This is a genomic window from Ancylobacter radicis (assembly GCF_018449475.1).
In the GTDB taxonomy this organism is placed as follows: domain Bacteria; phylum Pseudomonadota; class Alphaproteobacteria; order Rhizobiales; family Xanthobacteraceae; genus Ancylobacter; species Ancylobacter radicis.
Genome location: NZ_JAHCQH010000015.1, coordinates 58,703 through 83,594, shown reverse-complemented (window position 1 = coordinate 83,594; position 24,892 = coordinate 58,703). Strand labels below are relative to the sequence as shown.

Annotated in this window: 22 protein-coding genes, 1 other RNA gene and 1 riboswitch; of the genes, 17 read left to right on the top strand and 6 right to left on the bottom strand. The window is 67.4% G+C overall.

Translation table 11 applies throughout. The features are described from left to right. Positions 1-216: 216 nt before the first annotated feature. The 11 genes from KIP89_RS06505 to KIP89_RS06455 all read left to right on the top strand — a co-directional run bounded on the left by KIP89_RS06505 (position 217) and on the right by KIP89_RS06455 (position 14,094). Positions 217-3,645: an acyl-[ACP]--phospholipid O-acyltransferase gene (locus tag KIP89_RS06505; protein WP_213754608.1), complete on the top strand. Its 3,429-nt coding sequence runs from the start codon at positions 217-219 to the stop codon at positions 3,643-3,645. Next, the gene (locus KIP89_RS06500) at positions 3,642-4,268 is read left to right on the top strand and encodes a TetR/AcrR family transcriptional regulator (protein WP_369807060.1); all 627 of its coding nucleotides are present in this window, start codon (positions 3,642-3,644) and stop codon (positions 4,266-4,268) included. The genes KIP89_RS06505 and KIP89_RS06500 overlap by 4 nt, the downstream gene beginning before the upstream one ends. Positions 4,269-4,535: 267 nt before the next feature. Further along, complete coding sequence (locus tag KIP89_RS06495; protein WP_213754607.1) at positions 4,536-5,693, top strand: transporter substrate-binding domain-containing protein; 1,158 nt, start codon at positions 4,536-4,538, stop codon at positions 5,691-5,693. Next, on the top strand, positions 5,693-6,352 hold the full coding sequence (locus KIP89_RS06490; protein ID WP_213755399.1) for an ANTAR domain-containing response regulator: 660 nt from the start codon (positions 5,693-5,695) through the stop codon (positions 6,350-6,352). The genes KIP89_RS06495 and KIP89_RS06490 overlap by 1 nt, the downstream gene beginning before the upstream one ends. A gap of 21 nt (positions 6,353-6,373) precedes the next feature. Next, positions 6,374-7,612 carry an urea ABC transporter substrate-binding protein gene (locus KIP89_RS06485; protein ID WP_213754606.1) on the top strand — a complete coding sequence of 413 codons (1,239 nt, stop codon included), beginning with the start codon at positions 6,374-6,376 and terminating at the stop codon, positions 7,610-7,612. Positions 7,613-7,743: 131 nt separating this feature from the next. Further along, positions 7,744-8,616 (top strand): ABC transporter permease subunit, encoded by an 873-nt coding sequence (locus tag KIP89_RS06480; protein ID WP_213754605.1) that lies wholly within the window; start codon positions 7,744-7,746, stop codon positions 8,614-8,616. A gap of 17 nt (positions 8,617-8,633) precedes the next feature. Next, positions 8,634-9,692: a branched-chain amino acid ABC transporter permease gene (locus KIP89_RS06475; protein WP_213754604.1), complete on the top strand. Its 1,059-nt coding sequence runs from the start codon at positions 8,634-8,636 to the stop codon at positions 9,690-9,692. Then, complete coding sequence (locus KIP89_RS06470; RefSeq protein WP_213754603.1) at positions 9,692-10,438, top strand: ABC transporter ATP-binding protein; 747 nt, start codon at positions 9,692-9,694, stop codon at positions 10,436-10,438. Before KIP89_RS06475 ends, KIP89_RS06470 begins: the two co-directional genes overlap by 1 nt. Then, positions 10,431-11,144: an ABC transporter ATP-binding protein gene (locus KIP89_RS06465; RefSeq protein WP_213754602.1), complete on the top strand. Its 714-nt coding sequence runs from the start codon at positions 10,431-10,433 to the stop codon at positions 11,142-11,144. Before KIP89_RS06470 ends, KIP89_RS06465 begins: the two co-directional genes overlap by 8 nt. Before the next feature lie 40 nt (positions 11,145-11,184). Then, a complete protein-coding gene (locus tag KIP89_RS06460; protein ID WP_213754601.1) occupies positions 11,185-12,174 on the top strand; it encodes an acetamidase/formamidase family protein in 990 nt (329 codons plus the stop codon). A gap of 183 nt (positions 12,175-12,357) precedes the next feature. Further along, positions 12,358-14,094 carry a nitrilase-related carbon-nitrogen hydrolase gene (locus tag KIP89_RS06455; RefSeq protein WP_213754600.1) on the top strand — a complete coding sequence of 579 codons (1,737 nt, stop codon included), beginning with the start codon at positions 12,358-12,360 and terminating at the stop codon, positions 14,092-14,094. A gap of 161 nt (positions 14,095-14,255) precedes the next feature. On the opposite strand, the gene KIP89_RS06450 is transcribed toward KIP89_RS06455, so the two are convergent. The 4 genes from KIP89_RS06450 to ffs form a co-directional block, all read right to left on the bottom strand. Then, entirely contained in the window at positions 14,256-14,576 is a 321-nt protein-coding gene (locus KIP89_RS06450; protein ID WP_213754599.1) for a YbaB/EbfC family nucleoid-associated protein, read from the bottom strand. 12 nt (positions 14,577-14,588) lie between these two features. Beyond that, positions 14,589-16,556, bottom strand: a complete 1,968-nt coding sequence (locus KIP89_RS06445; protein WP_213754598.1) for a DNA polymerase III subunit gamma/tau — start codon at positions 16,554-16,556, stop codon at positions 14,589-14,591. Positions 16,557-16,663: 107 nt separating this feature from the next. After that, positions 16,664-16,879, bottom strand: coding sequence for a hypothetical protein (locus KIP89_RS06440; RefSeq protein ID WP_213754597.1), 216 nt, complete (start codon positions 16,877-16,879; stop codon positions 16,664-16,666). A gap of 26 nt (positions 16,880-16,905) precedes the next feature. Then, positions 16,906-17,004: signal recognition particle sRNA small type (ffs, locus tag KIP89_RS06435), an RNA gene on the bottom strand. Between the two features lie 160 nt (positions 17,005-17,164). Between ffs and KIP89_RS06430 the strand changes: the two genes are divergently transcribed. Next, the gene (locus KIP89_RS06430; RefSeq protein WP_213754596.1) at positions 17,165-17,665 is read left to right on the top strand and encodes a GNAT family N-acetyltransferase; all 501 of its coding nucleotides are present in this window, start codon (positions 17,165-17,167) and stop codon (positions 17,663-17,665) included. Between the two features lie 19 nt (positions 17,666-17,684). Here the strand turns inward: KIP89_RS06430 and pip are convergent, their stop codons facing one another. Then, on the bottom strand, positions 17,685-18,638 hold the full coding sequence (gene pip, locus KIP89_RS06425; RefSeq protein ID WP_213754595.1) for a prolyl aminopeptidase: 954 nt from the start codon (positions 18,636-18,638) through the stop codon (positions 17,685-17,687). Between the two features lie 202 nt (positions 18,639-18,840). Between pip and KIP89_RS06420 the strand changes: the two genes are divergently transcribed. Together KIP89_RS06420 and nudC are read left to right on the top strand one after the other, a co-directional pair. Then, positions 18,841-19,263 carry an HIT domain-containing protein gene (locus tag KIP89_RS06420; RefSeq protein WP_213754594.1) on the top strand — a complete coding sequence of 141 codons (423 nt, stop codon included), beginning with the start codon at positions 18,841-18,843 and terminating at the stop codon, positions 19,261-19,263. After that, the gene (gene nudC, locus KIP89_RS06415) at positions 19,263-20,222 is read left to right on the top strand and encodes an NAD(+) diphosphatase (RefSeq protein WP_213754593.1); all 960 of its coding nucleotides are present in this window, start codon (positions 19,263-19,265) and stop codon (positions 20,220-20,222) included. Before KIP89_RS06420 ends, nudC begins: the two co-directional genes overlap by 1 nt. Positions 20,223-20,243: 21 nt before the next feature. On the opposite strand, the gene KIP89_RS06410 is transcribed toward nudC, so the two are convergent. Then, the gene (locus tag KIP89_RS06410; protein WP_213754592.1) at positions 20,244-21,362 is read right to left on the bottom strand and encodes a 2'-deoxycytidine 5'-triphosphate deaminase; all 1,119 of its coding nucleotides are present in this window, start codon (positions 21,360-21,362) and stop codon (positions 20,244-20,246) included. Positions 21,363-21,465: 103 nt separating this feature from the next. Then, positions 21,466-21,546, top strand: a riboswitch (SAM riboswitch). A gap of 51 nt (positions 21,547-21,597) precedes the next feature. Between KIP89_RS06410 and KIP89_RS06405 the strand changes: the two genes are divergently transcribed. The 3 genes from KIP89_RS06405 (at position 21,598) to KIP89_RS06395 (ending at position 24,888) form a co-directional block, all read left to right on the top strand. Further along, the gene (locus KIP89_RS06405) at positions 21,598-22,806 is read left to right on the top strand and encodes an O-succinylhomoserine sulfhydrylase (RefSeq protein WP_213754591.1); all 1,209 of its coding nucleotides are present in this window, start codon (positions 21,598-21,600) and stop codon (positions 22,804-22,806) included. Positions 22,807-22,936: 130 nt separating this feature from the next. Continuing rightward, the gene (gene apaG / locus KIP89_RS06400; RefSeq protein WP_213754590.1) at positions 22,937-23,329 is read left to right on the top strand and encodes a Co2+/Mg2+ efflux facilitator ApaG/CorD; all 393 of its coding nucleotides are present in this window, start codon (positions 22,937-22,939) and stop codon (positions 23,327-23,329) included. A gap of 107 nt (positions 23,330-23,436) precedes the next feature. Continuing rightward, positions 23,437-24,888: a TrkH family potassium uptake protein gene (locus KIP89_RS06395; protein ID WP_213754589.1), complete on the top strand. Its 1,452-nt coding sequence runs from the start codon at positions 23,437-23,439 to the stop codon at positions 24,886-24,888. Positions 24,889-24,892 lie beyond the last annotated feature (4 nt).

The following is a 24,892-nucleotide window of genomic DNA, read 5'->3' as shown; positions in this document are numbered from 1 at the left end:
GCGCTCGGCAGGAAGCCGTGCCAAACGCCGCTCACCCGCCCTCAACCTTGCCGACCTTGACAGACCGATCCCGACAGAAGCCCGAGGCGTTGCCGGCATCCGGCCGCGTCCGGCGCCTCATGGGGGCTTTCACGTGTGGCCCAAGGGCCGGCCCCTTGACCTTGCGTCCTCCTTATGTAAGTGATCGCTCACTAACATAACGCGGGAGGCTCCGCCTTGTTCACCCGGCTGATGACGTCACGGCGCTTTGCGCCGCTTTTCTGGTGCCAGTTCTTCTCCGCCTTCAACGACAATTTCGTGAAGAACGCGATGGCGCTGCTCATCCTCTACGGCCTCGCCGCGACGGCGGAGACCGGCGGGGCGCTGGTGACGCTGGCGGGCGGCGTGTTCATCCTGCCCTTCTTTCTGTTCTCCAGCCTCGGCGGGCAACTGGCCGACCGCTACGACAAGTCGCTGATCGCCCGCCGGCTGAAATTCGCCGAGATCTGGATCGTGCTCGTCGCCTCCTCCGGCTTCGTGCTCGGCTCGCTGCCGCTGCTGTTCATCGGCCTGTTCCTGATGGGTACGCTGAGCGCGCTGTTCGGGCCGGTGAAATACGGCATCCTGCCCGACCATCTCGCCCGCGAGGAACTGGTCTCCGGCAATGCGCTGGTGGAGATGGCGACCTTCGCCGCCATCCTCGCCGGCACGGTGGGCGGCGCCATCGCCATCACCCATACCCATGACTGGGCGGTGGCCGGCTTCACCTTCGTCTTCGCGGTGATCTGCTGGCTGAGCGCGCGGGCCATCCCGCCGACACTGGAGGGCGCGCCCGACCTGAAGATCGACCGCAACATCTGGCGCAGCACGGTGGCGCTGATCTCCGAGCTGCGCACGACGCCCGCCATCTGGCGCGGCACGCTGATCGTCTCCTGGTTCTGGCTGGTCGGCGCGGTCGTGCTGGCCCTGCTGCCGACGCTGGTGAAGGAGGATATCGGCGGCACGGAAGGCGTCGTCACGCTGTTCCTGATGCTGTTCACCGTCGGTGTCGCGATCGGCTCGACGCTGGCCGCCAAGCTCTCGGAAGGGCGCATATTGCTGGCGCTGGTGCCCTTCGCCGGCTTCGTCATGGCGGGTTTCGCGCTGTTCCTCGGCGCCCATTTCGCCGCGCTGACCCCGACGGTGGAGCCGATCGGCTGGTATGATTTCCTCACCTCGAAAGAGGGGCTGCTCGCCGGTTTCGGGCTGATCGGCCTTGCCGCGGCGGGCGGTGCCTTCGTCGTGCCGACCTTCGCCTTCGTGCAGGCGGAAGCGGGCGAGGATCGCCGCGCCCGCGTCATCGCCGGCAACAATGTGCTGAACGCCGCCTTCATGACGGCCGGGGCGGTGGTGGTCGCCGGGTTGCAAGCGGCGGGAGTCGGCGCTCCCGCTTTGCTGGCGCTGATCGGCGCCACGACGCTGATCGCCGCCTTCCTCACGGCGCGGGCCTTTCGCGGCCATGTGCTGCGCGACCTGATCCGCCTCGTCTTCCGCGTCGCCTTCCGCGTCGAGGTGAAGGGCGCCGAGCATCTGAAGGCCGCCGGGCCCGGCTCGGTGATCGCCATCAACCATGTGAGCTTCCTCGACGCGCCGCTGATCATGGCGCTGCTCGACCATGACCCGATCTTCGCCGTCGATGCCAGCATCGCCGAGCGGTGGTGGATCAAGCCCTTCCTCTCGCTGGTGCGGGCCTTCCCGCTCGATCCGACCCGGCCGCTGGCGACGCGCGACCTGATCCGCCTCGTCCAGCAAGGCGAGCAATTGGTGATCTTCCCGGAGGGACGGATCACCGTCACCGGCTCCATCATGAAGATCTATGACGGCTCGGCGCTGGTGGCGGACAAGGCGCAGGCGCCCGTCGTGCCGGTGCGCATCGAGGGGCTGGAGCAGACCTATTTCTCCCGCCTCACCCCGGACCAGACGCGCAAGCGCCTCTTCCCCAAGGTGCGCGTCACCATTCTCCCGCCCCGGCGCATCCAGATCGACCCGGAACTGTTCGGCCGCAAGCGGCGGCGCGCGGCGGGGGCGGCGCTCTACGACATCATGTCCGATCTCGTCTTCGAGACCTCGCACACCAACCAGACCGTCTATCAGGCGGTGAAGGAGGCCGGCGAGCGGCTCGGCACGGGGCGGCTGGTGGTGGAGGACCCGCTCGGCACCGCGCTCACCTATCGCAAGCTCATTCTCGGCGCGCGCATCCTCGGCGACAAGCTGGCGGCGGTGACGGAGCGCGGCGAGAAGGTCGGCGTGCTGCTGCCCAATGCGGCCGGCATCGCCGTGGTGCTGATGGGCCTGTCCCGCCATGGCCGCGTGCCGGTGATGCTGAACTACACCGCCGGCGCCGTGAACCTCGTCGCGGCCTGCAAGGCGGCGCAGGTGAAGATCGTCGTCGCCTCGCAGGCCTTCATCGACAAGGCGCGGCTGGAGGCGGAAGTCGCGGAGCTTGCCAAGCATGTGCGCGTGCTGCTGACCGAAGAGGTGCGCGCGAGCGTGACCAGCGCGGACAAGCTCAAGGCGCTGCTGCCGCTGCCCGACCCGAAGCCTGCCCATCCCGACGAGCCGGCCTTCATCCTGTTCACCTCGGGCTCGGAGGGCAGCCCCAAGGGCGTCGTGCTCTCCCACCGCAACGTGCTGACCAATGTCGCGCAGGTGGCGGCGCGGATCGACTTTTCGCCGGCCGACATCATGTTCAACGTGCTGCCGGTGTTCCACTCCTTCGGCCTCACCGGCGGGCTGATCCTGCCCATGGTGTCCGGCCTCAAGACCTATCTCTACCCCTCGCCGCTGCACTACCGGATCATCCCGGAACTGGTCTACGCCACCAACGCCACCGCCATCGTCGGCACCGACACCTTCCTCATGGGCTATGCCCGCACCGCCAACCCCTACGACTTCCGCTCGCTGCGCTTCGTCGTGGCCGGCGCCGAGCCGGTGAAGGCGGAAACCCGGCGGATGTGGATGGAGAAGTTCGGCCACCGCATTCTGGAAGGGTATGGCGTCACCGAATGCGCGCCGGTGCTCGCGGTGAACACACCGATGTTCAACCGCGCCGGTACCGTCGGCCGGATGCTGCCGGGCATCGACCATGTGCTGGAGCCGATGGCCGGCATCGAGGAGGGCGGGCGGCTGCGCGTGCGCGGGCCGAACATCATGCTCGGCTATATCCGCCCCGAGGCGCCGGGCGTGCTGGAGCCGCCGGAACAGGGCTGGTACGACACCGGCGACATCGTGGCGCTGGACGAGGAAGGCTTCGTCGCCATTCGCGGCCGCGTCAAACGCTTCGCCAAGATCGCCGGCGAGATGATCTCGCTCGCCGCCATCGACGCCATGGTCGCCACGCTGCGGCCGGATGCCGAGCATGTCGCCGTCGCCATTCCCGATGCCAAGCGCGGCGAGCGCATCCTCCTGCTCACCACCGCGACCGATCTCACCCGCGCGGCGTTGCAGGCCCATGGCCGCGAGATCGGCGTGACCGAGCTGATGATCCCGGCCGAGATCCTGCTCATGGACTCCCTGCCGCTGCTCGGCACCGGCAAGGTGGACTTCACCCGCGCGCGGGTGATGGCGCTGGAGATGATCGCGGCGCGCAACGCGGCGTCGGGGAGTGCCTCGGGGGCGGTCTCGTGAGGGCGCCCTCCCATCGTCCGCCGGCCCGTGCCGTGCCGCCCGCCGCCCGGCGCGGGCGCGACGGCACGGTGACGCGCGCGCGGATCGAGGCGGAGGCGCTGACCCTGTTCGCCCAGAAGGGGGTCGACGGCACCTCGGTGCGCGACATCGCACAGGCCACCGGGCTCTCGGAAGGCGCGCTCTACCGGCATTTCCCCTCCAAGGAGGAACTGGCGCGCGAGCTGTTTCTCTCCCGCTATGCCGCGCTGGCCGGTGAGATCGGCGCGGTGGATGCGGGCGGGGGCACGCTCGCGGAGAAGATCAGTGCCGTGGTCGGTCTTGCCTGCCGGCTGTTCGATGCCGAGCCGGCTCTGTTCGCCTATCTGCTGATCCACCAGCACGACCATCTCACCTATGTGCCGGAAACGCCGGAGGCGAATGTGGTCGAGGCGGTGGCGCGGCTGATGCGCGGCGCCGGGCTGGAGGCCGAGCGCGCGACGCTCGCCGCCGCCATGGCGCTCGGCTGCGTGGTGCAGCCGGCGGTGTTCGCGCTCTATGGCCGGCTGCCCGGCCCGCTCACGGCCCGCGCCGAGGCGATCGCCGGGGCGGTGCTGGGCATCGTCGAGGGCGCGCGGCGCGGGTGAGGGCGGCGCGGCGCCGGCGCAGAAGTCGCTTTCAAGGACGCGATCCGCAGGAGCGCAAGGCGGCGCGTTGCGGTGGCGACTTAGTGCTTGACAAGTCCCGCGTTCCGCGCGAGCCTATTTTTACGGCGCCGGGCAAAGTTGCCCACTAACGCGCCATTCAACGCATTATTTCCAGCGAGCATGTGCGATCGAGCACCTGTCAGGCTGGCGGCAGCGACGCCCACGGCATATCGGCCGGCGGGCGTTTTTTTATTTTGGGCTTGAACAATGTCGTCGACGCATCATCGCATCGGAGTGATGTTCTCAACCACCGGGCCCTATGCCGTGGTGGCGCGCTCGATGCTGAACGGTGCGCTGCTGGCGTGCCGCGAAAGTGCGGCTCTGGGCGCGGATTTCACCATCGAGCCGGTCGTGGTCAATCCGGGCGGCGATCTCAACCGCTATGCCGAGCTGAGCCAGGAACTGATCGCGTCGGGCATCCGCCATGTGGTCGGCTGCTATACCTCGTCGAGCCGCAAGGAAGTCATTCCGTGCTTCGAGAAGCACGACGCGCTGCTTTGGTATCCCTCGCATTATGAAGGCTTCGAAAGCTCCAACAACGTCATCTATACCGGTGCCTCGCCGAACCAGCATGTCCTGCCGCTGGTCGCTCATATGCTCGCCAATGTCGGTCCCCGCGCCTTCTGCGTCGGCTCCAATTACATCTGGGCGTGGGAGAACAACCGTATCTTCCGCGAGGCGATGACCGCGCAGGGCGGGCAGGTGCTGGCCGAACGCTATGCCGCCATCGGCGACACCGAGCTTCAGCAGGTTGTCGAGGCGATATTGGAGGCGCGGCCGAATTTCGTCTTCAACAATCTGATCGGCACCAGCGCCTATGCCTTCTTCCGGCTGTTCCGTGCCGCCTGCAAGGAGCGGGGCATCGACCAGGCCAAGTCTATCCCGGTGGCCAGTTGCACGCTGTCCGAGCCGGAACTGGAGGAGATCGGCGAGGAGGCCGTCGACGGGCATTTGTCGTCCAGCGTCTATTTCTCGACGCTCGACAACCCCGCCAATGCCGTCTTCACCGGCACCTATGACGCCGCTTTCCCGGAGGGGCCCTCGACCTCGGCCGACGCCGAAGCCTCCTATATTGCCGTGAAGCTGCTGCTGCGGGCGCTGCACGATGCGGGCACGGACGAAGTGGCCGCGGTGAAGCAGGCGGTGACGCGACAGCGCCTCCAGGCTCCCCAGGGCGATGTGTGGATCGACCCGCAGACGCTGCATGCATGGCTGACGCCGCGCATCGGCCGCTCCACGGAAAAAGCGCGCTTCGACATCATTGTCGAAGAACCGGCCCCCGTGCGGCCCGACCCTTACCTCGTCACCTCGTCTCCGCGCTACGCAGTCTCTTCCCGAACTCCAAATCTGAGAGTGGTAAGATGATGGCTCCTCGCCTGCTTCAGAACTTCAATGGCGGCCGGGCGCTTATTGTCACGGCCAATCGCAGCGCGGTGGTGTCCCTCGATATGACGCTCGCCAAGCTTGGCGTTACGGCGGAATATCCTGAAATTGTGGATGCGCGGGCGGAGATCGACTTCAGCCCCCTCAATGCCGAGCGCGACATCGTCTTCATCGATGGCGATCTCGACGTCACGGGAACGCCGGAGCCCGATGAAGTCTCCCGGCTGCCGCGCGTGCCGGTCATCGGGCTGGTCGGTGTCGAGGCGCCGAGCCGGCTGAGGAACCTGATCAATCTCGGGGCGACCGCGTTCCTGCGCAAGCCCGTGCATGGCGCCGCCGTCTACACGGCGCTGTTCCTCGGCATCAACCAGTTCCTGCTGCGCAGCGACATGCATGGCCGGCTGGAGGATATGGAACGTCGCCGCCGCGGCCGTCGCTCGGTGGTCAAGGCGATCATAGCCCTGATGACGGATGCGGGGGTCGATGACGACGAAGCCTACAACCGGCTGCGGCGCGAGAGCATGCGCGCGCGGCTGAACCTCGAAGATTACTGCGAGCAGTATCTGCGCAGCAGGGCGACAACGCCCGACCCGACGGCGCACGAACAGGCCCTACCCCTGCCGCGCGCCGACCGGAAATAAACCCACAGAGGAGAAGACCATATGTCTGGGAAGATCATGCGGGGGCTGCGTGCCGCAGCCCTCTCGGGGACGCTTGTGCTCGGCAGCGGGGTGGCCTTTGCGGCCGACCCGATCAAGCTCGGCGTTCTGGAAGACCAGTCCGGCGACTTCGCCGCCGCCACCATCGGCAAGGTCCACGCGATCCAGCTGGCGGCGGAAGAAATCAACAAGGCTGGCGGCATCGATGGCCGCCCGCTCGAACTGGTGATCTACGACACCCAGTCCGACAACACCCGCTACCAGGAGTTCATGCGCCGCGTGCTCCAGCGCGACAAGGTCGACGCGGTGTTCGCCGGCTTTTCCTCCGCCTCGCGCGAGGCCTACCGGCCGATCGTCAACCAGTTCGACGGCCTCGCCTTCTACAACAACCAGTATGAAGGCGGCGTCTGCGACGCCAACATGATCGTCACCGGCGCGGTGCCCGAGCAGCAGTTCTCCACCCTCATCCCGTGGATGATGGAGAAGTACGGCAAGAAGGTCTACACGCTCGCCGCCGACTATAATTTCGGCCAGATCTCGGCCGAATGGGTGCGCAACATCGTCAAGGAGAATGGCGGCGAAATGGTCGGCGAGGATTTCATCCCGCTCGGCGTGTCGCAGTTCTCGCAGAACATCCAGAACATCCAGAAGGCCAAGCCCGATTTCGTGGTGACGCTGCTCGTCGGCACCGCGCAGGCCTCCTATTACGAGCAGGCGGCTGCCGCGAGCGTGAACCTGCCGATGGCCTCCTCGGTGAATGTCGGCCAGGGCTATGAGCACAAGCGTTTCAAGCCGCCATCGCTCAAGGACATGTACGTCACCACCAATTACATCGAGGAAATCGACACGCCGGCCTCCAAGGCGTTCTTCGCCAAGTTCAAGGCGAAGTTCCCGGACGAGCCCTATGTGAACCAGGAGGCCGAGAACTCGTATCTCGCCGTCTATCTCTACAAGCAGATGGTCGAGCGCGCGAAGTCGACCAAGCGCGACGACCTGCGCAAGGAGATCGCCAAGGGCGATGTCTGCATGGACGCGCCCGAGGGCAAGGTCTGCCTCGACCCCAAGAGCCAACACATGTCGCACACCATCTATCTGGCGAAGGTGGGCGCGGATCACTCCATCACCTTCCCGAAGGTGTGGGAGGACATCAAGCCCTACTGGCTGGGCGAAGCCGGTTGCGACCTGACCAAGAGCGACCCGAGCGCGCAGTACACGCCCTCGAATCCGCCGCCCAAGCCCTGATCGCGGGCTGACCTTTCGCGGATGCCGCTTCCCCTTCGGCGGCATCCGCCAACATCGCCCCGGCTATGACCCCCTCTGCGCCGGGGCGATCCCCTTCCTTTTCGTCGTCGAGCTAATGGGCCCCACCGCACATGGATGTCGGGACACTCGCCTTTTCCGCCCTGTACCAATTCGGCGATGCCTTCGCCTTTCTCGTGCTGTCCGCCTGCGGGCTCGCCGTGATCTTCGGCATGATGGGCGTCATCAACCTCGCCCATGGCGAATTCATCATGTGCGGGGCCTATGTGACGGTCTCGGTCGCCCATACCGGGCTGCCGCTGCCGCTCGCCATCGCCTGCGGTGCCATCGTTTCCGCGATGGTCGGCGCGCTGGTGGAGCTCATCGTCATCCGGCATCTGTATGAGCGCCCGCTCGACACCATCGTCGCCACCTGGGGCCTCAGCCTGATCGCCACCCAGGGCACGCTGATCCTGCTCGGCTCCACCATGGCCGGGGTCGGCACGCCGTTCGGCAGCTTCCAGATGGGCGGCTATTCCTACTCGCTCTACCGCCTCGTGCTGTTCTTCATGGCGCTGGCGGTGCTGGCCGGGCTTTACGCGCTGTTCAACTGGACCCGCTTCGGCGTGATGGCGCGCGCCACCATCCAGGTACCGCATATGGCCGCCGCGCTCGGCGTCGACACCCGCCTCGTCTACAGCCTGACCTTCGCTCTCGGCGCGGGACTGGCGGGGCTCACGGGCGGGCTCTACGCACCGACCATGACGCTGGTGCCGACCATGGGCACGACCTTCATCATGGAAGCCTTCGTCACCGTCGTCGTCGGCGGGGCGGACGTCTTCCTCGGCACCGCGCCGGCCGCCGCCGTGCTGGCGGTGGTGAAATCGGTGATGACCTCCTGGCAGGGGCAGTTGTTCGGCCAGATCGGCCTGCTGGTCACGGTCATCATCGTCATCCGGGTTCTGCCCAAGGGCATTTCCGGCTTCCTGCTGCGCGAACGCGCCTGAGCCGGGGACAGGAATCAATGAACGCTCTCACTCGCTTTTTCGCTCGGCTGGAAGGCCCGCAGACCATCGGCCGCGGACCGGGCTTCTGGATCGGCTTCCTCGTCGTGCTCACGGGGGCCTGCCTCTACCCGCAGTTCAGCGATGGCTACACGGTGGGCAACACGGTGTACTTCTTCACCTGGGTGTTCATGGCGCTCGGGCTGAGCCTGATCTGGGGTTATGGCGGCGCGCTCTCCTTCGGCCAGACGGCGTTCTTCGGCATCGCCGGCTACAGCTACGGCATCCTCACCATCAATTTCGGCGCCGCCTATGGCTTCACGTTGGTCGCGGTGGTGCTGGCGGTGGCCATCGCCGCGCTGTTCGCGGTGCTGCTCGGCTATTTCCTGTTCTTCGGGCGCATATCGGGCGTGTTCCTCGGCATTGTCACGCTGTCGGTGACGCTGGTGCTGGAACGCTTCATGGCGCAGACGGCGGGGCCGGAATGGCGCATCGGCAGCGCCCGGCTGAACGGCTTCAACGGCATGAGCAACATGCCGCCCCTGACCATTCCGTGGCCCGGCGGCGACATCGTGCTGTTCCCGGATGTGCAGCTCTATTACGTCGTGCTCGGCCTGCTCGTGCTAGTCTATCTGCTGCTGCGCATTCTGGTGAACTCGTCCTTCGGCAATGTGCTGGTCGCCATCCGCGAGAACCCGGAGCGCGCCGAGATGCTCGGCTACGACATCCGCAAATATCAGCTCGGCGCCTTCGTCATTGGCGCGGCCCTCGCCGGGCTGTCGGGCGTGCTCTACACCACCTGGGGCCAGTACATCACGCCCTCCAGCATGGGCATGACGGCGGCGGCGCTGCCGATCGTCTGGGTCGCGGTCGGCGGCCGGTCGGACATCACCTCGACGCTGATCGGCACGCTGGTCGTGCTCTCCGCCTTCCAGGCGCTGACCATCCATGGCAGCCAGTATGCGCTGGTGGTGATGGGCATCCTGCTGGTGCTCACCGTGCTGATCGCCCCGCGCGGGCTGATCCTGTCCGGCGCAAGCCGCATCGGCCGCCTGTTCGGCAAGCGGGGAGACGCGTGATGGCCCTTCTCGAAGCGCGCGCGCTCAACAAGCATTTCGGCGGCCTGCACGTCACCAACAATGTCGACCTCGCGCTGGAGCCGGGCGAGATCCACTGCCTCATCGGCCCCAACGGCGCCGGCAAGAGCACGCTGTTCCGTCTCATCCTCGGCGAGCACCAGCCGAGCAGCGGACAGATTCTGTTCGGCGGCGAGGACATCACCGCGCTGAAATCCTACAAGCGCATCCGGCGCGGCATGAGTGTGAAGTTCCAGGTGCCCGGCATCTTCAAGGCGCTGAGCGTGCGGCAGAATCTGGAAATCGCGATGCAGCAGCACTACCCGCCGGCGGCGCTCCATGCCGAGATCGACCGGCTGCTCGACTTCCTCAAGCTCGAAGGCGAAGCAAAGCAGCTTGCCGGCAATCTCAGTCACGGCCAGAAGCAGTGGCTGGAGATCGGCATGGCGGTCAGCCTCAAGCCGCGCCTGCTGCTGCTCGACGAGCCGACCGCCGGCATGTCGCCCGATGAGACCCGTGCCACGGGGGATATGATCCAGCGGCTGAATGCCGACGGGATGACGGTTCTCGCCGTGGAGCACGACATGGCCTTCGTCCGGCAGGTCGCCCACAAGGTCACGGTGCTGCATCTCGGCCAGGTGTTCGCGCAGGGCACCATCGACGAGATCGTCGCCGATGAGCGCGTCGCCGCCATCTACCTCGGTCAAAGCACCCCGTCGACGGATGCGCCGGAGGCTGCACATGCGTAAGGAAGTCCTGCTCTCCACACTCGGACTGCGCGCCGGCTATGGCGGCAAGCCGGTCCTTCAGGGCCTCGACCTCACCGTGCGCGAGGGCGAGATCGTCGCCGTGATCGGGCGCAACGGCGTCGGCAAGTCGACGCTGATGAAAAGCCTGATCGGCCTCGTCCCGGTCATGGACGGGTCGGTCATTTATCGCGGCGAGGCGGTCGAGCATCTGCCCGCCCACAAGCGCGCCCGGCTCGGTGTCGGCTATGTGCCGCAGGGCCGCGACGTGTTTCCGCGCCTGACGGTGGCCGAGAACATCGCGGTCGGCGCCATGCTGAAGCGCGCGGTGACGCAAGCCGACCGCGACCGCGTGCTCGACTATTTCCCGATCCTGCGCGAGCGTTGGGGCCAGCGCGCCGGCACCATGTCCGGCGGCCAGCAGCAGCAGCTCGCCATTGGCCGCGTGCTGATCGCCGACCCCGCGCTGATCCTGCTGGATGAGCCGTCCGAAGGTATCCAGCCCAACATTGTGCAGGACATCGCCCGCATCATGGTCGAGCTGAACCGCACCACCGGCGTCACCATCGTGCTGGTCGAGCAGAACATCGACATGATCCGCGCCATGGCCCAGCGTTGCTACGTCATGGACAAGGGTCGCATCGTCGCCGAGCTGGACCGCGACGGGCTCGCCGACGGCGCCGCCATGCGCCGCCATCTCGCGGTCTGAGCACCGCCGTCCTACCGAGACAGCCAAAAGGAGAAACCGAATGTCCTGGCTCGAAAATTCCATCATGTCCCGCAAAGGCCTCGCCAAGGGCCAGGCGGGGGAGACCTACGCCATCACCGAGGCGTCGCAGGGCAAGTATCATTACGTCTACGGCCCCTATGTCGACCCGGTGCTCACCGTCGACCCCGGCGCGGTGGTCTCGGCCGAGACGCATGACGCTTTCGAGGGCCAGATCAAGTCCGAGACCGACAAGCCGAGCGAGATCCTGAACTTCCCCTATCTCAACCCGCAGAACGGGCCGATCTTCGTCAATGGCGCGGAGAAGGGCGATACGCTCGCGGTCTATATCAAGAGCATCGTGCCCCGTGGCCCGCAGCCGCGCGGCACCACGGTGATCATGCCGGAATTCGGCGGGCTCGTTCCCACCCACGACACCGCCATGATCAGCCCGGCTTTGCCCGAGCGGGTCAAGAAGCTCCACATCGACGAGAACGGCACGAAGTGGAACGACAAGATCACGCTGCCCTATGAGCCGTTCATCGGCACCATCGGTACGTCGCCGGAGATCGAGGCCATCACCGCTCTGCAGCCGGACTATTTCGGCGGCAACATGGACCTGCCGGATGTCGGCGTCGGCGCGGTGATCTATCTCCCGGTGAACATCAAGGGCGGCCTGCTCTATCTCGGCGACTGCCACGCCGCGCAGGGCGACGGCGAACTGTGCGGCGTCGCCATCGAGCATCCGACCGTCACCACCCTGCAGATCGACCTGATCAAGGGCTGGTCGGTGAAGATCCCGCGACTGGAGACCAAGGATTTCATCATGTCGATCGGTGCCTCGCGCCCGCTGGAGGACGCCGCCCGCATGGCCTATCGCGACCTGATCCGCTGGATGGCGGCCGATTACGGCTTCGAGGAGATCGACGCCTACATGCTGCTGACCCAGTGCGGCCGGGTGCGGCTCGGCAACATGGTCGACCCGAAATACACGATGGGCGCCTCGATCAAGAAGTCGTTCCTGACACCCTGACGTAGGCCCAACCCTCATGCCCGGCCGAAGGGCCGGGCTTCCACGCCTTCCTCCCCGCGCGAAGACGTGGATGGCCGGGACAAGTCCGGCCATGACGGGCCTACCCAAGTCCCCTGTTCGTTCCCTCACGGCGTTCCGCACCAGCCGGGCGCCGGACGCTCACTCTTTGCCCGGAGACCAGCGATGACCACGCCGCTGAAGGTCGCAACCGTTCAGTTCGAACCGACGATGTTCGAGAAGGAGCGCAATATCGGCCGCCTGCTGGACATGGCGGTGGAGGCCGCGCAGGCCGGCGCGCGGCTGATCGTGACGCCGGAAATGGGCACGACCGGCTATTGCTGGTTCGACCGTGCCGAGGTGGCGCCCTATGTCGAGACCATTCCCGGCCCGACCACGGAACGCTTCGGCCAGGTGGCGAAGGCCCATGACTGCTACATCGTCATTGGCATGCCCGAGGTCGATGCGGCCACCGGGCTCTATTATAATGCGGCGGTGCTGATCGGCCCTGACGGGGTGATCGGCACCCACCGCAAGACCCATCCCTATATTTCCGAACCAAAATGGTCGGCGCCGGGCGATCTCGGCCATCAGGTGTTCGACACCCCGGTCGGGCGCATCGCGCTGCTGGTCTGCATGGACATCCATTTCATCGAGACCGCCCGCCTTGCCGCGCTGGGCGGGGCGGATGTCATCTGCCACATCTCCAACTGGCTGGCCGAGCGCACCCCCGCGCCCTACTGGATCAGCCGCGCCGTCGAGAATGGCTGCTATCTGATCGAGAGCAACCGCTGGGGGCTGGAGCGTACCGTGCAGTTCTCCGGCGGCAGCTGCGTGATCGAGCCGGATGGCTCCATCGCCGCCGTCATCGATTCAGGGGACGGCATCGCCTATGCGCAGATCGACCTTGAGCGCGCCCGCGCGCGCCGGGTGTTCGACGAGCCGGTGTTCGAGCAGCGCCGGCCCGAGCTTTACATGGAATTGCCGACCACCACTTTCGCCTGGAACCCGCTCGATTTCTTCGGCCTGTACGGCCATCGCCCGCTGCCGCCCGGCCGGCGCTCGCGCGTCGCCGTCGCGCAGTTCGCGCCCTCCGGCGACATCGAGGCCAATCTCGCGCGGATCGAGCAACTCACGATCGAGGCCAGGACCGACGGCGCCGACCTCGTCGTGTTCCCCGAGCGCGCCATCACCGGTTTCGAGTCACTGGGGGCGCAGAGCGTGCCGGGGCCGGCTACCGACCGGCTCGTGGCGCTCGCCGCCCGGCATGGCCTGTACATCGTCGCCGGCCTCGCCGAGCAGGACGGCGCCGCGCTCTACAACAGCGCCGTGCTGGTCGGGCCGGAAGGGCTGATCGGCACCCATCGCAAGCTCCACCTCGACGCCAGGGACGGCAACTGGGCCAGCGCCGGGGATGCGTGGAGCGTGTTCGACACCCGCCTCGGCCGTATCGGCCTGCTGGTCGGCCATGATGCGGTATTTCCCGAATCCGGGCGTGTGCTGGCGCTGCGCGGCTGCGACCTGATCGCCTGTCCCGCGGCGATAGGCGGGCGCTTCACCGCCCCGCATGCCGGCACCAAAGTCGCGCAGAACTACCCGATCCCGACGGGAGCGGATCCGCACCACTGGCACCATTTCCGCGCCCGTGCCGGCGAGAACAATGTGTTTCTCGCCTTCGCGAACGTCCTCGACCCGCTGCGCGGCTATGAGGGCAAGAGCGGCGTGTTCGGGCCGGATACGTTCGAGTTTCCCCGCCGGGAAGCCATCGTCGCGGCGGGGGAGGGTGTCGCGTCAGCCGAGATCGACACCACCAATCTCGACAGCCGCTACCCCACCAATGTGGTGCGCCGCAAGGATCTGATGGTGATGCGACTGCCGCACCACTACCAGGACCTCATCCTAGGCGCGCCGGGGCGCACCTAGAGCTTTTCCGGTGAACTCCAGGTCACCGGAAAAGCTCTAAATTATTGTTCTGACGCATTTTCTTCACGCGAACCGGAATCCACTTCGCTCGAAAATGCGCTCGGAGAGGGCGGCGGCAGCCATTCTCTCCGTTTGATGATGGCCGCGGGTCGCGGCCCCGCTCAGAACAGCTTCATGCCCGGCGGGATCGGCAGGCCGGCGGTGAGGGCCTGCGTCTTCTCCTGGATCAGCCGCTCGCCCTTGGCGCGGGCTTCCGCATGGGCGGCGACGATCAGGTCTTCGAGGATCTCGGCCTCGTCGGGGTTGAGCAGGCTCGGGTCGATGCGGATGGCTTTGAGCGCGCCCTTGGCGGTGAGGCGCACTGCGACCATGCCGCCGCCGGAGGCGCCGTCCACCTCGATGCTCTCCAGCTCGGCCTGCATCTGTTCCATGCGGGCCTGCATCTCCTTCACCTTGGACATCATGCCGAGAAGGTCTTTCATGCGAGGCTCCCTTTAAAAATCGAGGTCGTCATCGGGCCCGGCATCATCGCGCGCGGCCATCATTTCATACTCGTCGAGCGAACCGGCGGGCGGGCCTTCATCGGCGACCTGAGTGCGCACATCCACCACCGAGGCGCCGGGAAAGCGGGCGAGCACGGCCGCCACCAGCGGATTGGCGCGCACATCGGTGAGCAGGCTCTCGCGGGCGGATTTCGCCTGCTCGGCCAACGTCGAATCGCCCTCTTCGCGCGAGACGGCCACGAGCCAGCGTTTGCCGGTCCAGGCGGAAATCTTGGTCTGAAGCTCCTGCACCAGCGCCATCGAGGCGCCCGGCGCGAGGGAGAATTCCAGCTTGCCGTCCTCGAAGGAGACCGGCCGTATCTGATTCTCCAGCGCGAACTTGGCCTTAAGGTCGCGCTTCTGGGCGGCCAGCGCCACCAGTTCGGCGAGGGTGCCGACCGCGACGCCCGGCTGTTCCTGCGCCGGGGCGGCGGGCTGGGGCGTGCCGCGGGCGGCGAGCGAGAGATGGCTGGAGGCCGATGGGGTGGATGATGGGGCCGATGAGGGTAGTGCGCGCGGGGCGGCAAAGCGCGGCGCCATCGCCATCGCCGCCGATCCACCGCCGCCGCCGCCCGAGTTTCCCCCACCCGCGCTTCCGCCCCCCGATGGCGCACCGCCGCCGGCCGGCGGGCGGGCGGGCGCGTCCTCCGCCCCGTCGCGCAGCCGGCGCAGCGCCTCGTCCGGGGTCGGCAGGTCGCTGGCATAGGCGAGGCGCACCAGCACCATTTCCGCCGCCTGCATGGGCTTGGCCGCCTGCTGCACTTCGGCGAGGCCGCGATTGAGCATCTGCCACGCCCGCGAGAGCACGCGCATCGACAGGGCGTTGGCGAAGTCCCGCCCGCGCGTGCGCTCGGCCTCGATCAGCGCCGGGTCGTCCGCCGTCTGCGGCAGGATCTTCAGCTTGGTGACGAGATGGGTGAATTCGGCGAGATCGGTGAGCACCACCGCCGGATCGGCCCCGCTGTCATATTGCTCGCGCAGCTCGGCCAGCGCCTGGCCGATATCGCCCTTCATCAGCGCCTCGAACAAATCGATGACGCGGCCGCGGTCGGCGAGGCCGAGCAGCGCGCGCACCTGTTCGCCATGCACGGTGCCGCCCGCATGGGCGATCGCCTGATCGAGCAGCGAGAGCGCGTCGCGCACCGAGCCTTCGGCGGCGCGGGCGACGAGGCTCAGCGCCTCGACATCAATGCCGACACCTTCCGCGTCGCAGATGCCGCGCAGATGCCGGGCCAGCGTGCCGGCATCGACGCGGCGCAGGTCGAAACGCTGCGTGCGCGAGAGCACGGTGACCGGCACCTTGCGGATTTCGGTGGTGGCGAAGATGAACTTCACATGCTCGGGCGGCTCCTCCAGCGTCTTCAACAGACCGTTGAAGGCGGCGGTCGAGAGCATGTGCACTTCGTCGATGATGAAGACCTTGTAGCGCGCCAGCACCGGCTTGTAGCGGGCGGCCTCGATGATCTCGCGGATATCGCCGATGCCGGTGTTGGACGCGGCATCCATCTCCTGCACGTCGACATGCCGGCTCTCGATGATGTCGCGGCAGTGCCGGCCGAGCACGGGCATGTCGAGCGTCGGCGCGCCGCCGCCCGCCGGGCCGTCCATCGGCTCGTAATTGAGCGCGCGGGCGAGGATGCGGGCGGTGGTGGTCTTGCCGACGCCGCGCACGCCGGTGAGGATATAGGCCTGCGCGATGCGGCCGGAGCTGAAGGCGTTCTTCAGCGTGCGGACCATCGCCTCCTGGCCGATCAGGTCGGTGAAGGTCTGCGGCCGGTATTTGCGGGCGAGCACGCGATAGGGCGTCACCGCGCCGCGCAGGCTCTGCGGCGCCTTGCCGAGATCGAAGCCCGGAGATGCGTCCACATCCGAGGCGTCGATATCTTCGGTCGCCGGAAGATCGGGGCTGTCCGCGCTCATGGTCCCTCGCTGCTGGCCCCTTCATATCATCGCGGGGAGCGGATAGGGCAACCCGCGCCGGGAGCCGGGTGGGGAAAAATCGGCGCAGGCTGGCGACAGGGGTTCGTTCAGCCGCCGACGGCCTGCCGGCGCGTCAGCCGCCACAGCGCGAACGCGCCACTGAGCGACAGGGCGGCGATGGCGGTCACGATGACGCCGTCAAGGAAGGTCTCATGCGGCAGCCGCGTCACGGCGGCGAGGCCGGTGAACAGCACCACGGCGATGCCGCCGCGCGCCGCGCCGAGATGGCCGCTGCGCTCCGAGGTACGCTCGCCGCTGGCCATGGCCGTTCATCCGTCATGCGGGAAAGGGTGGGAGGCTGGACAGAGACCCGAGACCGGGCTCGTTGGGGCTGCTTCCTTCCGGACCTGACCCGGTTGGCGAGTGGCTCGTCCACCGCCAACCTCCCGGCGCCTATATCGGGCAGATGCGGGCGCGATGCAAGGGGGAGGGGAGGTTCAACCCGCGCGACGCGCGCTCTGTCCATGGCGCTACCTTGAGTGGCTTGCCGCACCCGTCGGCCCCTCATAATGTGATCACATTATCACTGCGGCTTGAGAGGTGTCGGGATGGCAGGTACTGGCGATATCCTGTTGGGCGATATCCTCTTGCGTCCCGCGCGGGCGGGCGATGGGCCGGCGGTGTTTGCCGTCACGCATCAATCGGTGCGCGGGCTGGCCACCGGGGCTTATTCGTCGGCGCAGATCGAGGGCTGGATGGGGGCGCGCACGCCGGCCTTCTACGAGGCGCTGATCACCGGCGGGCGCATGGTGGTGGCGGAGCGCGATGGGGTGGTGGTCGGTTTTGTCGACGCCGATCCCGGCGAGGTGACGCGGCTGTTCATCCTGCCCGAAGTGGCCGGCGCGGGGCTTGGCCGGCGTCTTCTGGAGGTCGGCATCGCCGCGGCGCGGGCCGGGCATGACGGGCCGATCCGGCTGGAATCGACCCGCAACGCCGAGGGCTTCTATCGCCGCCACGGCTTCGAGCCGGTCGGCATCGGCCATTTCTCGCACGGTCTCGGCGGCGAGCCGATCGAGATCGTGCAGATGGAGCTGCGCGCGGCCGGCTGACGACCGCGCGCCCTGCGGCTCAGCCGGCGAACTGGTCCGTCGCCCTTATCAGCCGGTCGAGGATGCCCGGTTCGCGATAGGCGTGGCCGGCGCCTTCGATGAGGTGGAACTCGGCCTGCGGCCACGCCTTGTGCAGTTCCCAGGCGTAGCGCGCGGGGCAGGGCATGTCGTAGCGGCCATGCACGATGACGCCGGGAATGCCGGTGAGCCTGTGCGCGTTGTTCAGCAACTGGCGGTCTTCCAGCCAGGCATCATGGAAGAAATAGTGGTTCTCGATGCGCGCGAAGGCGAGCGCGAAATGGCCGTCCAGCCAGGGGGCGGTGAATTCCGGCGCGGGCAGCAGGGTGATGGTCTCTCCCTCCCAGATCGACCACGCCTTGGCGGCCTCGATCTTCACCGCCTCATTCTCCCCGGTGAGCAAGGCGCGATAGGCGCGGACCGGGTCGGTGCGCTCGGCGTCGGTTTTCAGGGGGGCGAGGAACCGCTCCCATTTGTCGGGGAACATCTCGGAGACGCCGAAGCGGTAATACCAGTCGAGTTCCGGGCGGGTGACGGTGTAGATGCCGCGCAGGATCAGCTCGGACACACGCTCGGGGTGGGTTTCGGCGTAAGCCAGCGCCAGCGTCGAGCCCCAGGAGCCGCCGAACACCTGCCATGTGGCGAAGCCGAATTTCTCCCGCAGACGCTCGATATCGGCGACGAGGTGCCAGGTCGTGTTGCTGGTGAGATCGGCATAGGGAATGGAGCGTCCGCAGCCGCGCTGGTCGAACAGCACCACCTCGTAGCGGGCGGGGTCGAACAGCCGGCGGTAATCCGGGGCGATGCCCGCGCCCGGCCCGCCATGCAGGAACACGGCGGGCTTGCCGCCCTTGGTGCCGACGCGCTCGTAATAGATGGAATGGCCGTCGCCGACATCGAGCATGCCGGTCTCGAAGGGCTCGATGGCGGGGTAGAGGCTGCGCAATTCGCTCATGGGGGGCCTTTGAGGGGTGGTGGGGCGGCAAAGCCGATTCGCCGCCATTCTAGCGAGCCGCCGGGAGGTGCGTTAAATTACTATAATACCAACAAATTCAATCTTTCGGCGTGGCGTTCGTGCACAGCCGCGGCTATAGCTCCCCGGCCGGTGGGCGTGCGCCGGCATCACCCGTCAGTGCGGGGAGCGGCGAGGTGAGGACATGAGCGACGCAGCCGATTTCCAGCTCGATTCCCGGCTGGAGGCCGACACGTTCCCGGTCGGCGATCTCGCCCTTTGCACTATCCGGCTGATGAATGATGCGCGCTTTCCCTGGCTGATCCTGGTGCCGTGCCGTCCCGGCCTCGCCGAGCTGATCGAGCTGGAAGGCGAGGCCCGCGCGCAGCTGACCGCCGAGATCGACGCGGCCAGCCGGGCGCTGAAGGCGGTGGCGCCGTGCGACAAGCTCAATGTCGCCGCGCTCGGCAATATGGTGCGCCAGCTGCACATCCATGTCATCGCCCGGCTCACCAGCGATGCCGCCTGGCCTGGCCCGGTCTGGGGTGTCGGCGAGCGGCGGGACTACGCGGCGCCGCAGGCGATGCTGCTGGCGGGCAAGCTGCGCCGCGAACTGGGGTGTGCCTGATGGCGACGCACAGTCTCGGGCTCTGGCCCCATCTCGGCTATGTCGGCAACCGGCTGAACCGCGCCAGCGAGCGCCGCTCCCAGGCGCCGGACATGCTGCGCGACGAGCGTGCCCGCGCCTGTCTGGTCTCGGGTGAGAGCATCGTGCTGCAGCGTCGCCCGACGGGCGCGGGAGCGGAGGGGTTCGACGCGCTGTTCGAGCTGGGCCGCGCCGTCTCGCTCGGCGGCCGGCTCAGCGAGGCGTGCCTGCTCGGCCTTGCCGACGACGTGCCGCATTTCGTGCTGCCGATGCACCCGGCCGCGCTCGGTCAGCTCACCGAGCGCGAGGACCTGCTGATCACCGATCTGCGCCGCATCGCGGTGGAGGGGCTGGTCTCGCCCGAGCAGCTCGGCGAACTGGCCTGCGCCAAGTCGATGCTGGCCTGGCATGACCGGCGGACCTATTGCTCCAATTGCGCGCAGCCGCTCACGGCGGTCGAGGGCGGCTGGCGGCGGGAATGCGCCCATTGCGGCGCGCAGCATTTCCCACGCACCGATCCGGTGGTCATCATGCTGGTGGTGGATGGCGACGAGTGCCTGCTCGGCCGCTCCGCCCGCTTCGCGCCGGGCATGTGGTCGTGCCTGGCCGGCTTCGTCGAGCCGGGCGAGACCTTCGAACAGGCGGTGCAGCGCGAGACGCTGGAAGAGGCGGGCATTCTCACCCGCGCGGTGCGCTATCTCGCCTCGCAGCCCTGGCCGTTCCCCATGTCGGTGATGATCGGCATGCATGCGCAGGCGATCACCCGCGAGATCACCATCGACCCGAACGAGCTGGAAGCCGCGCGCTGGTTCCACCGCGACGAAGCGGCGCTGCTGCTCACCCGCACGCACCCCGACGGGCTGACCGCCCCGCCGGCGATGGCGATCGCCCATCATCTGATCCGCGCCTTCGTGGAAGGGCGCGACCCGCCGGTGGGGTGAGAGGCCTCTGGACGTGCGCGCTCAGTCCCGCGTCCAGGGCAGGAAGTGCTTGGACAGCTTCAGCCCCTGCGCCTGATAGTTCGAGCCGAGGCCCTCGCCATAGAGGGTGCGGGGGCGCTCGATCATGCGCTCATAGACCAGACGCCCGACGATCTGGCCGTCCTCCAGAATGAATGGCACCTCGCGCGAGCGTACCTCCAGCACGGCGCGCGCGCCCGTTCCCCCGGCGGCGTCATGGCCGAAGCCGGGGTCGAAGAAGCCGGCATAGTGCACGCGGAATTCGCCGACCAGCGGGTCGAACGGCACCATCTCGGCGGCATGGCTCGGCGGCACATGCACGGCTTCCTTGGAGGCGAGGATGTAGAAGGCGTCGGGGTCGAGCACCAGTTCGCGCCGGCCGCGCGTCACCAGCGGCTCCCAGAAATCCTCGACCTCGCAGGCGGCGCGCTTGTCGACGTCGATCACCGCCGTGTGGCGCTTGGCGCGGAAGCCGAGCAGCCCGCCAAAGCCTTCCCCGGACAGGTCGACGCTGACCGCGATGCCGCCGCCCACCGTGTCGGGCGTCGCGCTGTCGACCAGCCGGTCGCTCGCATTGAGGGCGGCCAGCGCCGCCTCGTCGAGCCGCGCGTCGCCACGCCGGAAGCGGATCTGCGACAGGCGCGAGCCCTGCCGCACCAGGATCGGGAAGGTGCGCGGGCTGATTTCGAGATACAGCCGGCCCTCATAGCCCGCCGGCACGATGTCGAAGGCGCGCGAGCGGTCGGCGATGACGCGGGTGAACACGTCGAGCCGGCCGGTGGAGCTTTTCGGGTTGGCCGAGGCGGCGATGTCGGAGGGCAGAGCGAGCGCCTCCTCCAGCTCGACGAGATAGACGCAGCCGGTCTCCAGCACCTCGCCCGCGGTGAGGTCGAGCTTGTGCAAAGCGAGCCGGGCCAGCCGGTCGGCCACTGTCTCGTTCGGGCCGGGCAGGAAGCTCGCGCGGATGCGCCAGGCGGTCGGGCCGAGGCGCAAATCGAGGCTCGCGGGCTGGATCTGGTCGGCATCGAAGGGGCGGCCGATGCGGATTTGCCCGCGCTCGGCCAGCGCCTCGATGGCATGGCCCGGCAGGATACCCTCGCCGCTAAGACCCGAAATAGCCACGCCGTTCGCTCCGCTTCTCGCCGCGCGCGGTCCCGCCTCGCGCAAGTTCCGTTCGGTTTAACGGACGCGCCCCTTGACGCCAAGCCGGGTGCGGGAGTAATCCCGCCGGGAACGTGGTCATTTGAGCCGGCCGGCTTGCCGCCACGCTAAATAAGGTTGCTAAAAAGGTCGGGGCCGCGCAGCGCATGCGCGTGGGCGTTCCCGGTCTGTCTGTGCAGGATAGCGGAGCCGCCCGATGAGCCAGAACGACAAGCTTTCCCCCGCCGAGATTGCCCAGCTTCGCCCCGATACCCGCCTCGTCCATGGCGGTATCCTGCGCTCGCCTTTCGGCGAGACGGCCGAGGCGCTCTACCTCACCCAGGGCTATGTCTATGACACGGCCGAGCAGGCGGAAGCCCGCTTCAAGGGCGAGGATCCCGGCTTCATCTATACCCGCTATTCCAACCCGACCGCGGCGATGTTCGAGACCCGCATTGCGCTGCTGGAAGGGGCCGAAGTGGCGCGTGCCACGGCGTCCGGTATGGCGGCGGTGACCGCCTCGCTGCTCTGCCAGCTGAAAAGCGGTGACCATGTGGTGGCGGCGCGCGCGCTGTTCGGCTCCTGCCGCTATGTGATCGAGGAATTGCTGCCGCGCTTCGGCGTCGCCACCACGCTGGTGGATGGCACCGACCTGTCCGCCTGGCAGGCGGCGGTGCGGCCGGAAACCAAGGTGTTCTTCCTGGAGAGCCCGACCAACCCGACGCTGGAACTGGTCGACATCGCCGCTGTGGCGGACATCTCCAAGGCGGCGGGCGCCTGCCTCATCGTCGACAATGTGTTCGCCACGCCCATGCTGCAGAGCCCGCTGGCGCTCGGCGCCGATGTGGTCGTCTATTCCGCCACCAAGCACATTGACGGGCAGGGCCGCTGCCTTGCCGGCGTCGTGCTGTGTTCGGAGAAGTTCCTCACCGACCATTTGCAGACCTTTCTGCGCCAGACCGGCCCTTCCGTCTCGCCCTTCAATGCCTGGGTGATGCTCAAGGGGCTGGAGACGCTGCCGCTGCGCGTCGAACGCTCGCAGGCGACGGCGACCGCGCTGGCCGATCGGCTGGCCGGCGAGGGCAAGGTCGGCAAGGTGATCTATCCTTACCGCGCCGACCATCCCCAGCATGAACTGGCCAAGCGCCAGATGCGCGGGGGCGGCACGCTGGTGACCTTCGAGGTCGCGGGTGGCAAGGCCGGCGCCTTCCGCTTCCTCAACCAGCTCAAGGTGGTGCGCATCTCCAACAATCTCGGCGATGCCAAGAGCCTGGTCACCCATCCCGCGACCACGACGCATCAGCGTTTCACGCCCGAGGCGCGGGCGGAGATGGGGATTTCCGAGGGCATGGTGCGGCTGTCGGTCGGCCTCGAACATGTGGACGACCTGACCGACGATATCGTCCGGGCGCTGGCGGCGGTGTGAGCGCCCGCGCCGCATGGCGGGCGGCGGCGCGCGAAACGATCGCGTGAACGCCGCCGCCTTGCCCTCGCCAATGCCTTGTCTTGTGAAGCAAACGCCTTTCATAAGAGGCCGGATGAATGGAGGGACGCGCATGTATCGGGCGACGACAAGGGGTGTGCAGGTGACCGTGACGCCGCGCTTCGCCCCCGAACGTTCCGACCCCGAGCGCGGCCAGTATTTCTGGGCCTATACGGTCGAGATCGTGAATCTCGGCATCGACACGGTGCAGTTGCGGGCGCGCCACTGGATTATCACCGACGCGCTCGGCCGGGTGCAGGAAGTGCGCGGGGCCGGCGTGGTGGGCGAGCAGCCGGTGCTGCCGCCGGGCGCTCATTTCGAGTACACCAGCGGCGTGCCGCTGCCGACCACGACCGGCATCATGGAAGGCAGCTACCATCTGGTGACGCAGGCCGGCGAGATGTTCGACGCGGTCGTGCCGGCCTTCTCGCTCGACCTGCCGGGTCTCGCGCGCACGCTGAACTGAACGGCGCGCCGCGCTTCCGGCGGCGGGGCGAAGCAGCTATGCTGCACGCAGCCTGACGCCTTCTCTCCTGCCGAGCCATCCGCCTTGAGCAACAGTCTGCCCCAACCGTGATCGACCTGCGCCCGATCGCCGCCATTCTGGGCGTGCTGCTCGCCGTTCTCGGTACGACGATGATGATCCCCGCCTTGGTGGATCTCATCGCCGGCAAGCCTGACTTCGTCGCCTATGCCGCCGCTGCCGCCATCACCGTCTTCGTCGGCCTGTCGCTCTGGCTGGCGGGCCGCTCCAGCGAGGTCGAACGGCTCGGCATCCGCCAGGCCTTCGTGCTGACCGCCGCGAGCTGGGTGCTGCTCTCGGCCTTCGCCGCCATTCCCTTCATGTGGGCGGAAAGCGACCTCAGCTTCACCGATGCCTATTTCGAGGCGATGAGCGGGCTGACCACGACCGGCGCCACGGTGATCTCGGGGTTGGACACGCGCCCGCCGGGCCTGCTGATCTGGCGCGCCTTCCTGCACTGGTATGGCGGCATCGGCATCATCGTCATGGCGATGGCGCTGCTGCCCATGCTGCGCATCGGCGGGATGCAGCTTTTCCGCGCCGAATCCTCGGATAAATCCGAAAAGGTGCTGCCGCGCGCGGCGCAGATGGCCAAGGGCATTCTCGGCAGCTATCTGCTGCTCACCTTCGCCTGCGCGCTCACCTATGCCTTTCTCGGCATGAGCGTGTTCGACGCGGTGGCGCATGCCATGGCGACCATCTCGACCGGCGGCTTCTCCACCCACGACGCCTCGATCGGCTTCTTCAAGAGCCCGGCCATCGACTATGCGGCGATCTTCTTCATGATCTCCGGCTCGCTGCCCTTCGTGCTCTATGTGCGGGTGCTGGCGGGCGATTTCAGCCGGCTGTTCGCCAATACCGAGGTGCGCCTGTTTCTCGCGCTGGTCGCGACCTTCACGCTGATCTCGACCTTTCAGCAGGTGCGCGCCGGCATCGCTCTCGGCGAGACGGCGCTGCGTCAGGCGCTGTTCAATGTGGTGACGCTGATGTCGACCACCGGCTTCGTGACGGTGGACTACACGAACTGGGGCCCGCCGAGCGACGCGCTGTTCTTCGTCGTGATGTTCCTCGGCGCTTGCACCGGATCGACCGCCGGTGGCATGAAGACCTTCCGCATCGCCATTCTCGGCTCGGCGTTGTCGCAGCATCTGCGGCGCATCATCTACCCGAACGGGGTGTTCCCCGTGCGCTATGGCGGCCAGCCGATCGGCGACGATGTGGTCGCCTCGGTGCTCTCCTTCGCCTTCCTCTATCTGGCGAGCTTTCTCATCATCGCCATCGCCATCAACGCGCTGGGTTTCGATCTCATCACGGCGCTGTCGGCGACCATTACGTCGCTGGCCAATGTCGGCCCCGGCCTTGGCCCGATCGTGGGCCCCGCCATGAACTTCGCCGGCCTGCCGGACAGCGTGATCTGGCTGCTCTCCTTCGCCATGCTGCTGGGCCGGCTCGAATTGTTCACCGTTCTCGTGCTGATCCTGCCGAGTTTCTGGCGGCGCTAGTTGG

Excerpts from the sequence above, each read along its gene's own strand:
- KIP89_RS06490 (WP_213755399.1), top strand. The coding sequence starts at position 5,693 with ATGGCTCCTCGCCTGCTTCAGAACTTCAATGGCGGCCGGGCGCTTATT.
- KIP89_RS06450 (WP_213754599.1), bottom strand. The coding sequence starts at position 14,576 with ATGAAAGACCTTCTCGGCATGATGTCCAAGGTGAAGGAGATGCAGGCC.
- KIP89_RS06455 (WP_213754600.1), top strand. The coding sequence starts at position 12,358 with ATGACCACGCCGCTGAAGGTCGCAACCGTTCAGTTCGAACCGACGATG.
- KIP89_RS06420 (WP_213754594.1), top strand. The coding sequence starts at position 18,841 with ATGAGCGACGCAGCCGATTTCCAGCTCGATTCCCGGCTGGAGGCCGAC.
- KIP89_RS06405 (WP_213754591.1), top strand. The coding sequence starts at position 21,598 with ATGAGCCAGAACGACAAGCTTTCCCCCGCCGAGATTGCCCAGCTTCGC.
- pip (WP_213754595.1), bottom strand. The coding sequence starts at position 18,638 with ATGAGCGAATTGCGCAGCCTCTACCCCGCCATCGAGCCCTTCGAGACC.
- KIP89_RS06465 (WP_213754602.1), top strand. The coding sequence starts at position 10,431 with ATGCGTAAGGAAGTCCTGCTCTCCACACTCGGACTGCGCGCCGGCTAT.
- KIP89_RS06495 (WP_213754607.1), top strand. The coding sequence starts at position 4,536 with ATGTCGTCGACGCATCATCGCATCGGAGTGATGTTCTCAACCACCGGG.
- KIP89_RS06470 (WP_213754603.1), top strand. The coding sequence starts at position 9,692 with ATGGCCCTTCTCGAAGCGCGCGCGCTCAACAAGCATTTCGGCGGCCTG.
- KIP89_RS06430 (WP_213754596.1), top strand. The coding sequence starts at position 17,165 with ATGGCAGGTACTGGCGATATCCTGTTGGGCGATATCCTCTTGCGTCCC.
- nudC (WP_213754593.1), top strand. The coding sequence starts at position 19,263 with ATGGCGACGCACAGTCTCGGGCTCTGGCCCCATCTCGGCTATGTCGGC.
- apaG (WP_213754590.1), top strand. The coding sequence starts at position 22,937 with ATGTATCGGGCGACGACAAGGGGTGTGCAGGTGACCGTGACGCCGCGC.
- KIP89_RS06475 (WP_213754604.1), top strand. The coding sequence starts at position 8,634 with ATGAACGCTCTCACTCGCTTTTTCGCTCGGCTGGAAGGCCCGCAGACC.
- KIP89_RS06460 (WP_213754601.1), top strand. The coding sequence starts at position 11,185 with ATGTCCTGGCTCGAAAATTCCATCATGTCCCGCAAAGGCCTCGCCAAG.
- KIP89_RS06480 (WP_213754605.1), top strand. The coding sequence starts at position 7,744 with ATGGATGTCGGGACACTCGCCTTTTCCGCCCTGTACCAATTCGGCGAT.
- KIP89_RS06445 (WP_213754598.1), bottom strand. The coding sequence starts at position 16,556 with ATGAGCGCGGACAGCCCCGATCTTCCGGCGACCGAAGATATCGACGCC.
- KIP89_RS06485 (WP_213754606.1), top strand. The coding sequence starts at position 6,374 with ATGTCTGGGAAGATCATGCGGGGGCTGCGTGCCGCAGCCCTCTCGGGG.
- KIP89_RS06440 (WP_213754597.1), bottom strand. The coding sequence starts at position 16,879 with ATGGCCAGCGGCGAGCGTACCTCGGAGCGCAGCGGCCATCTCGGCGCG.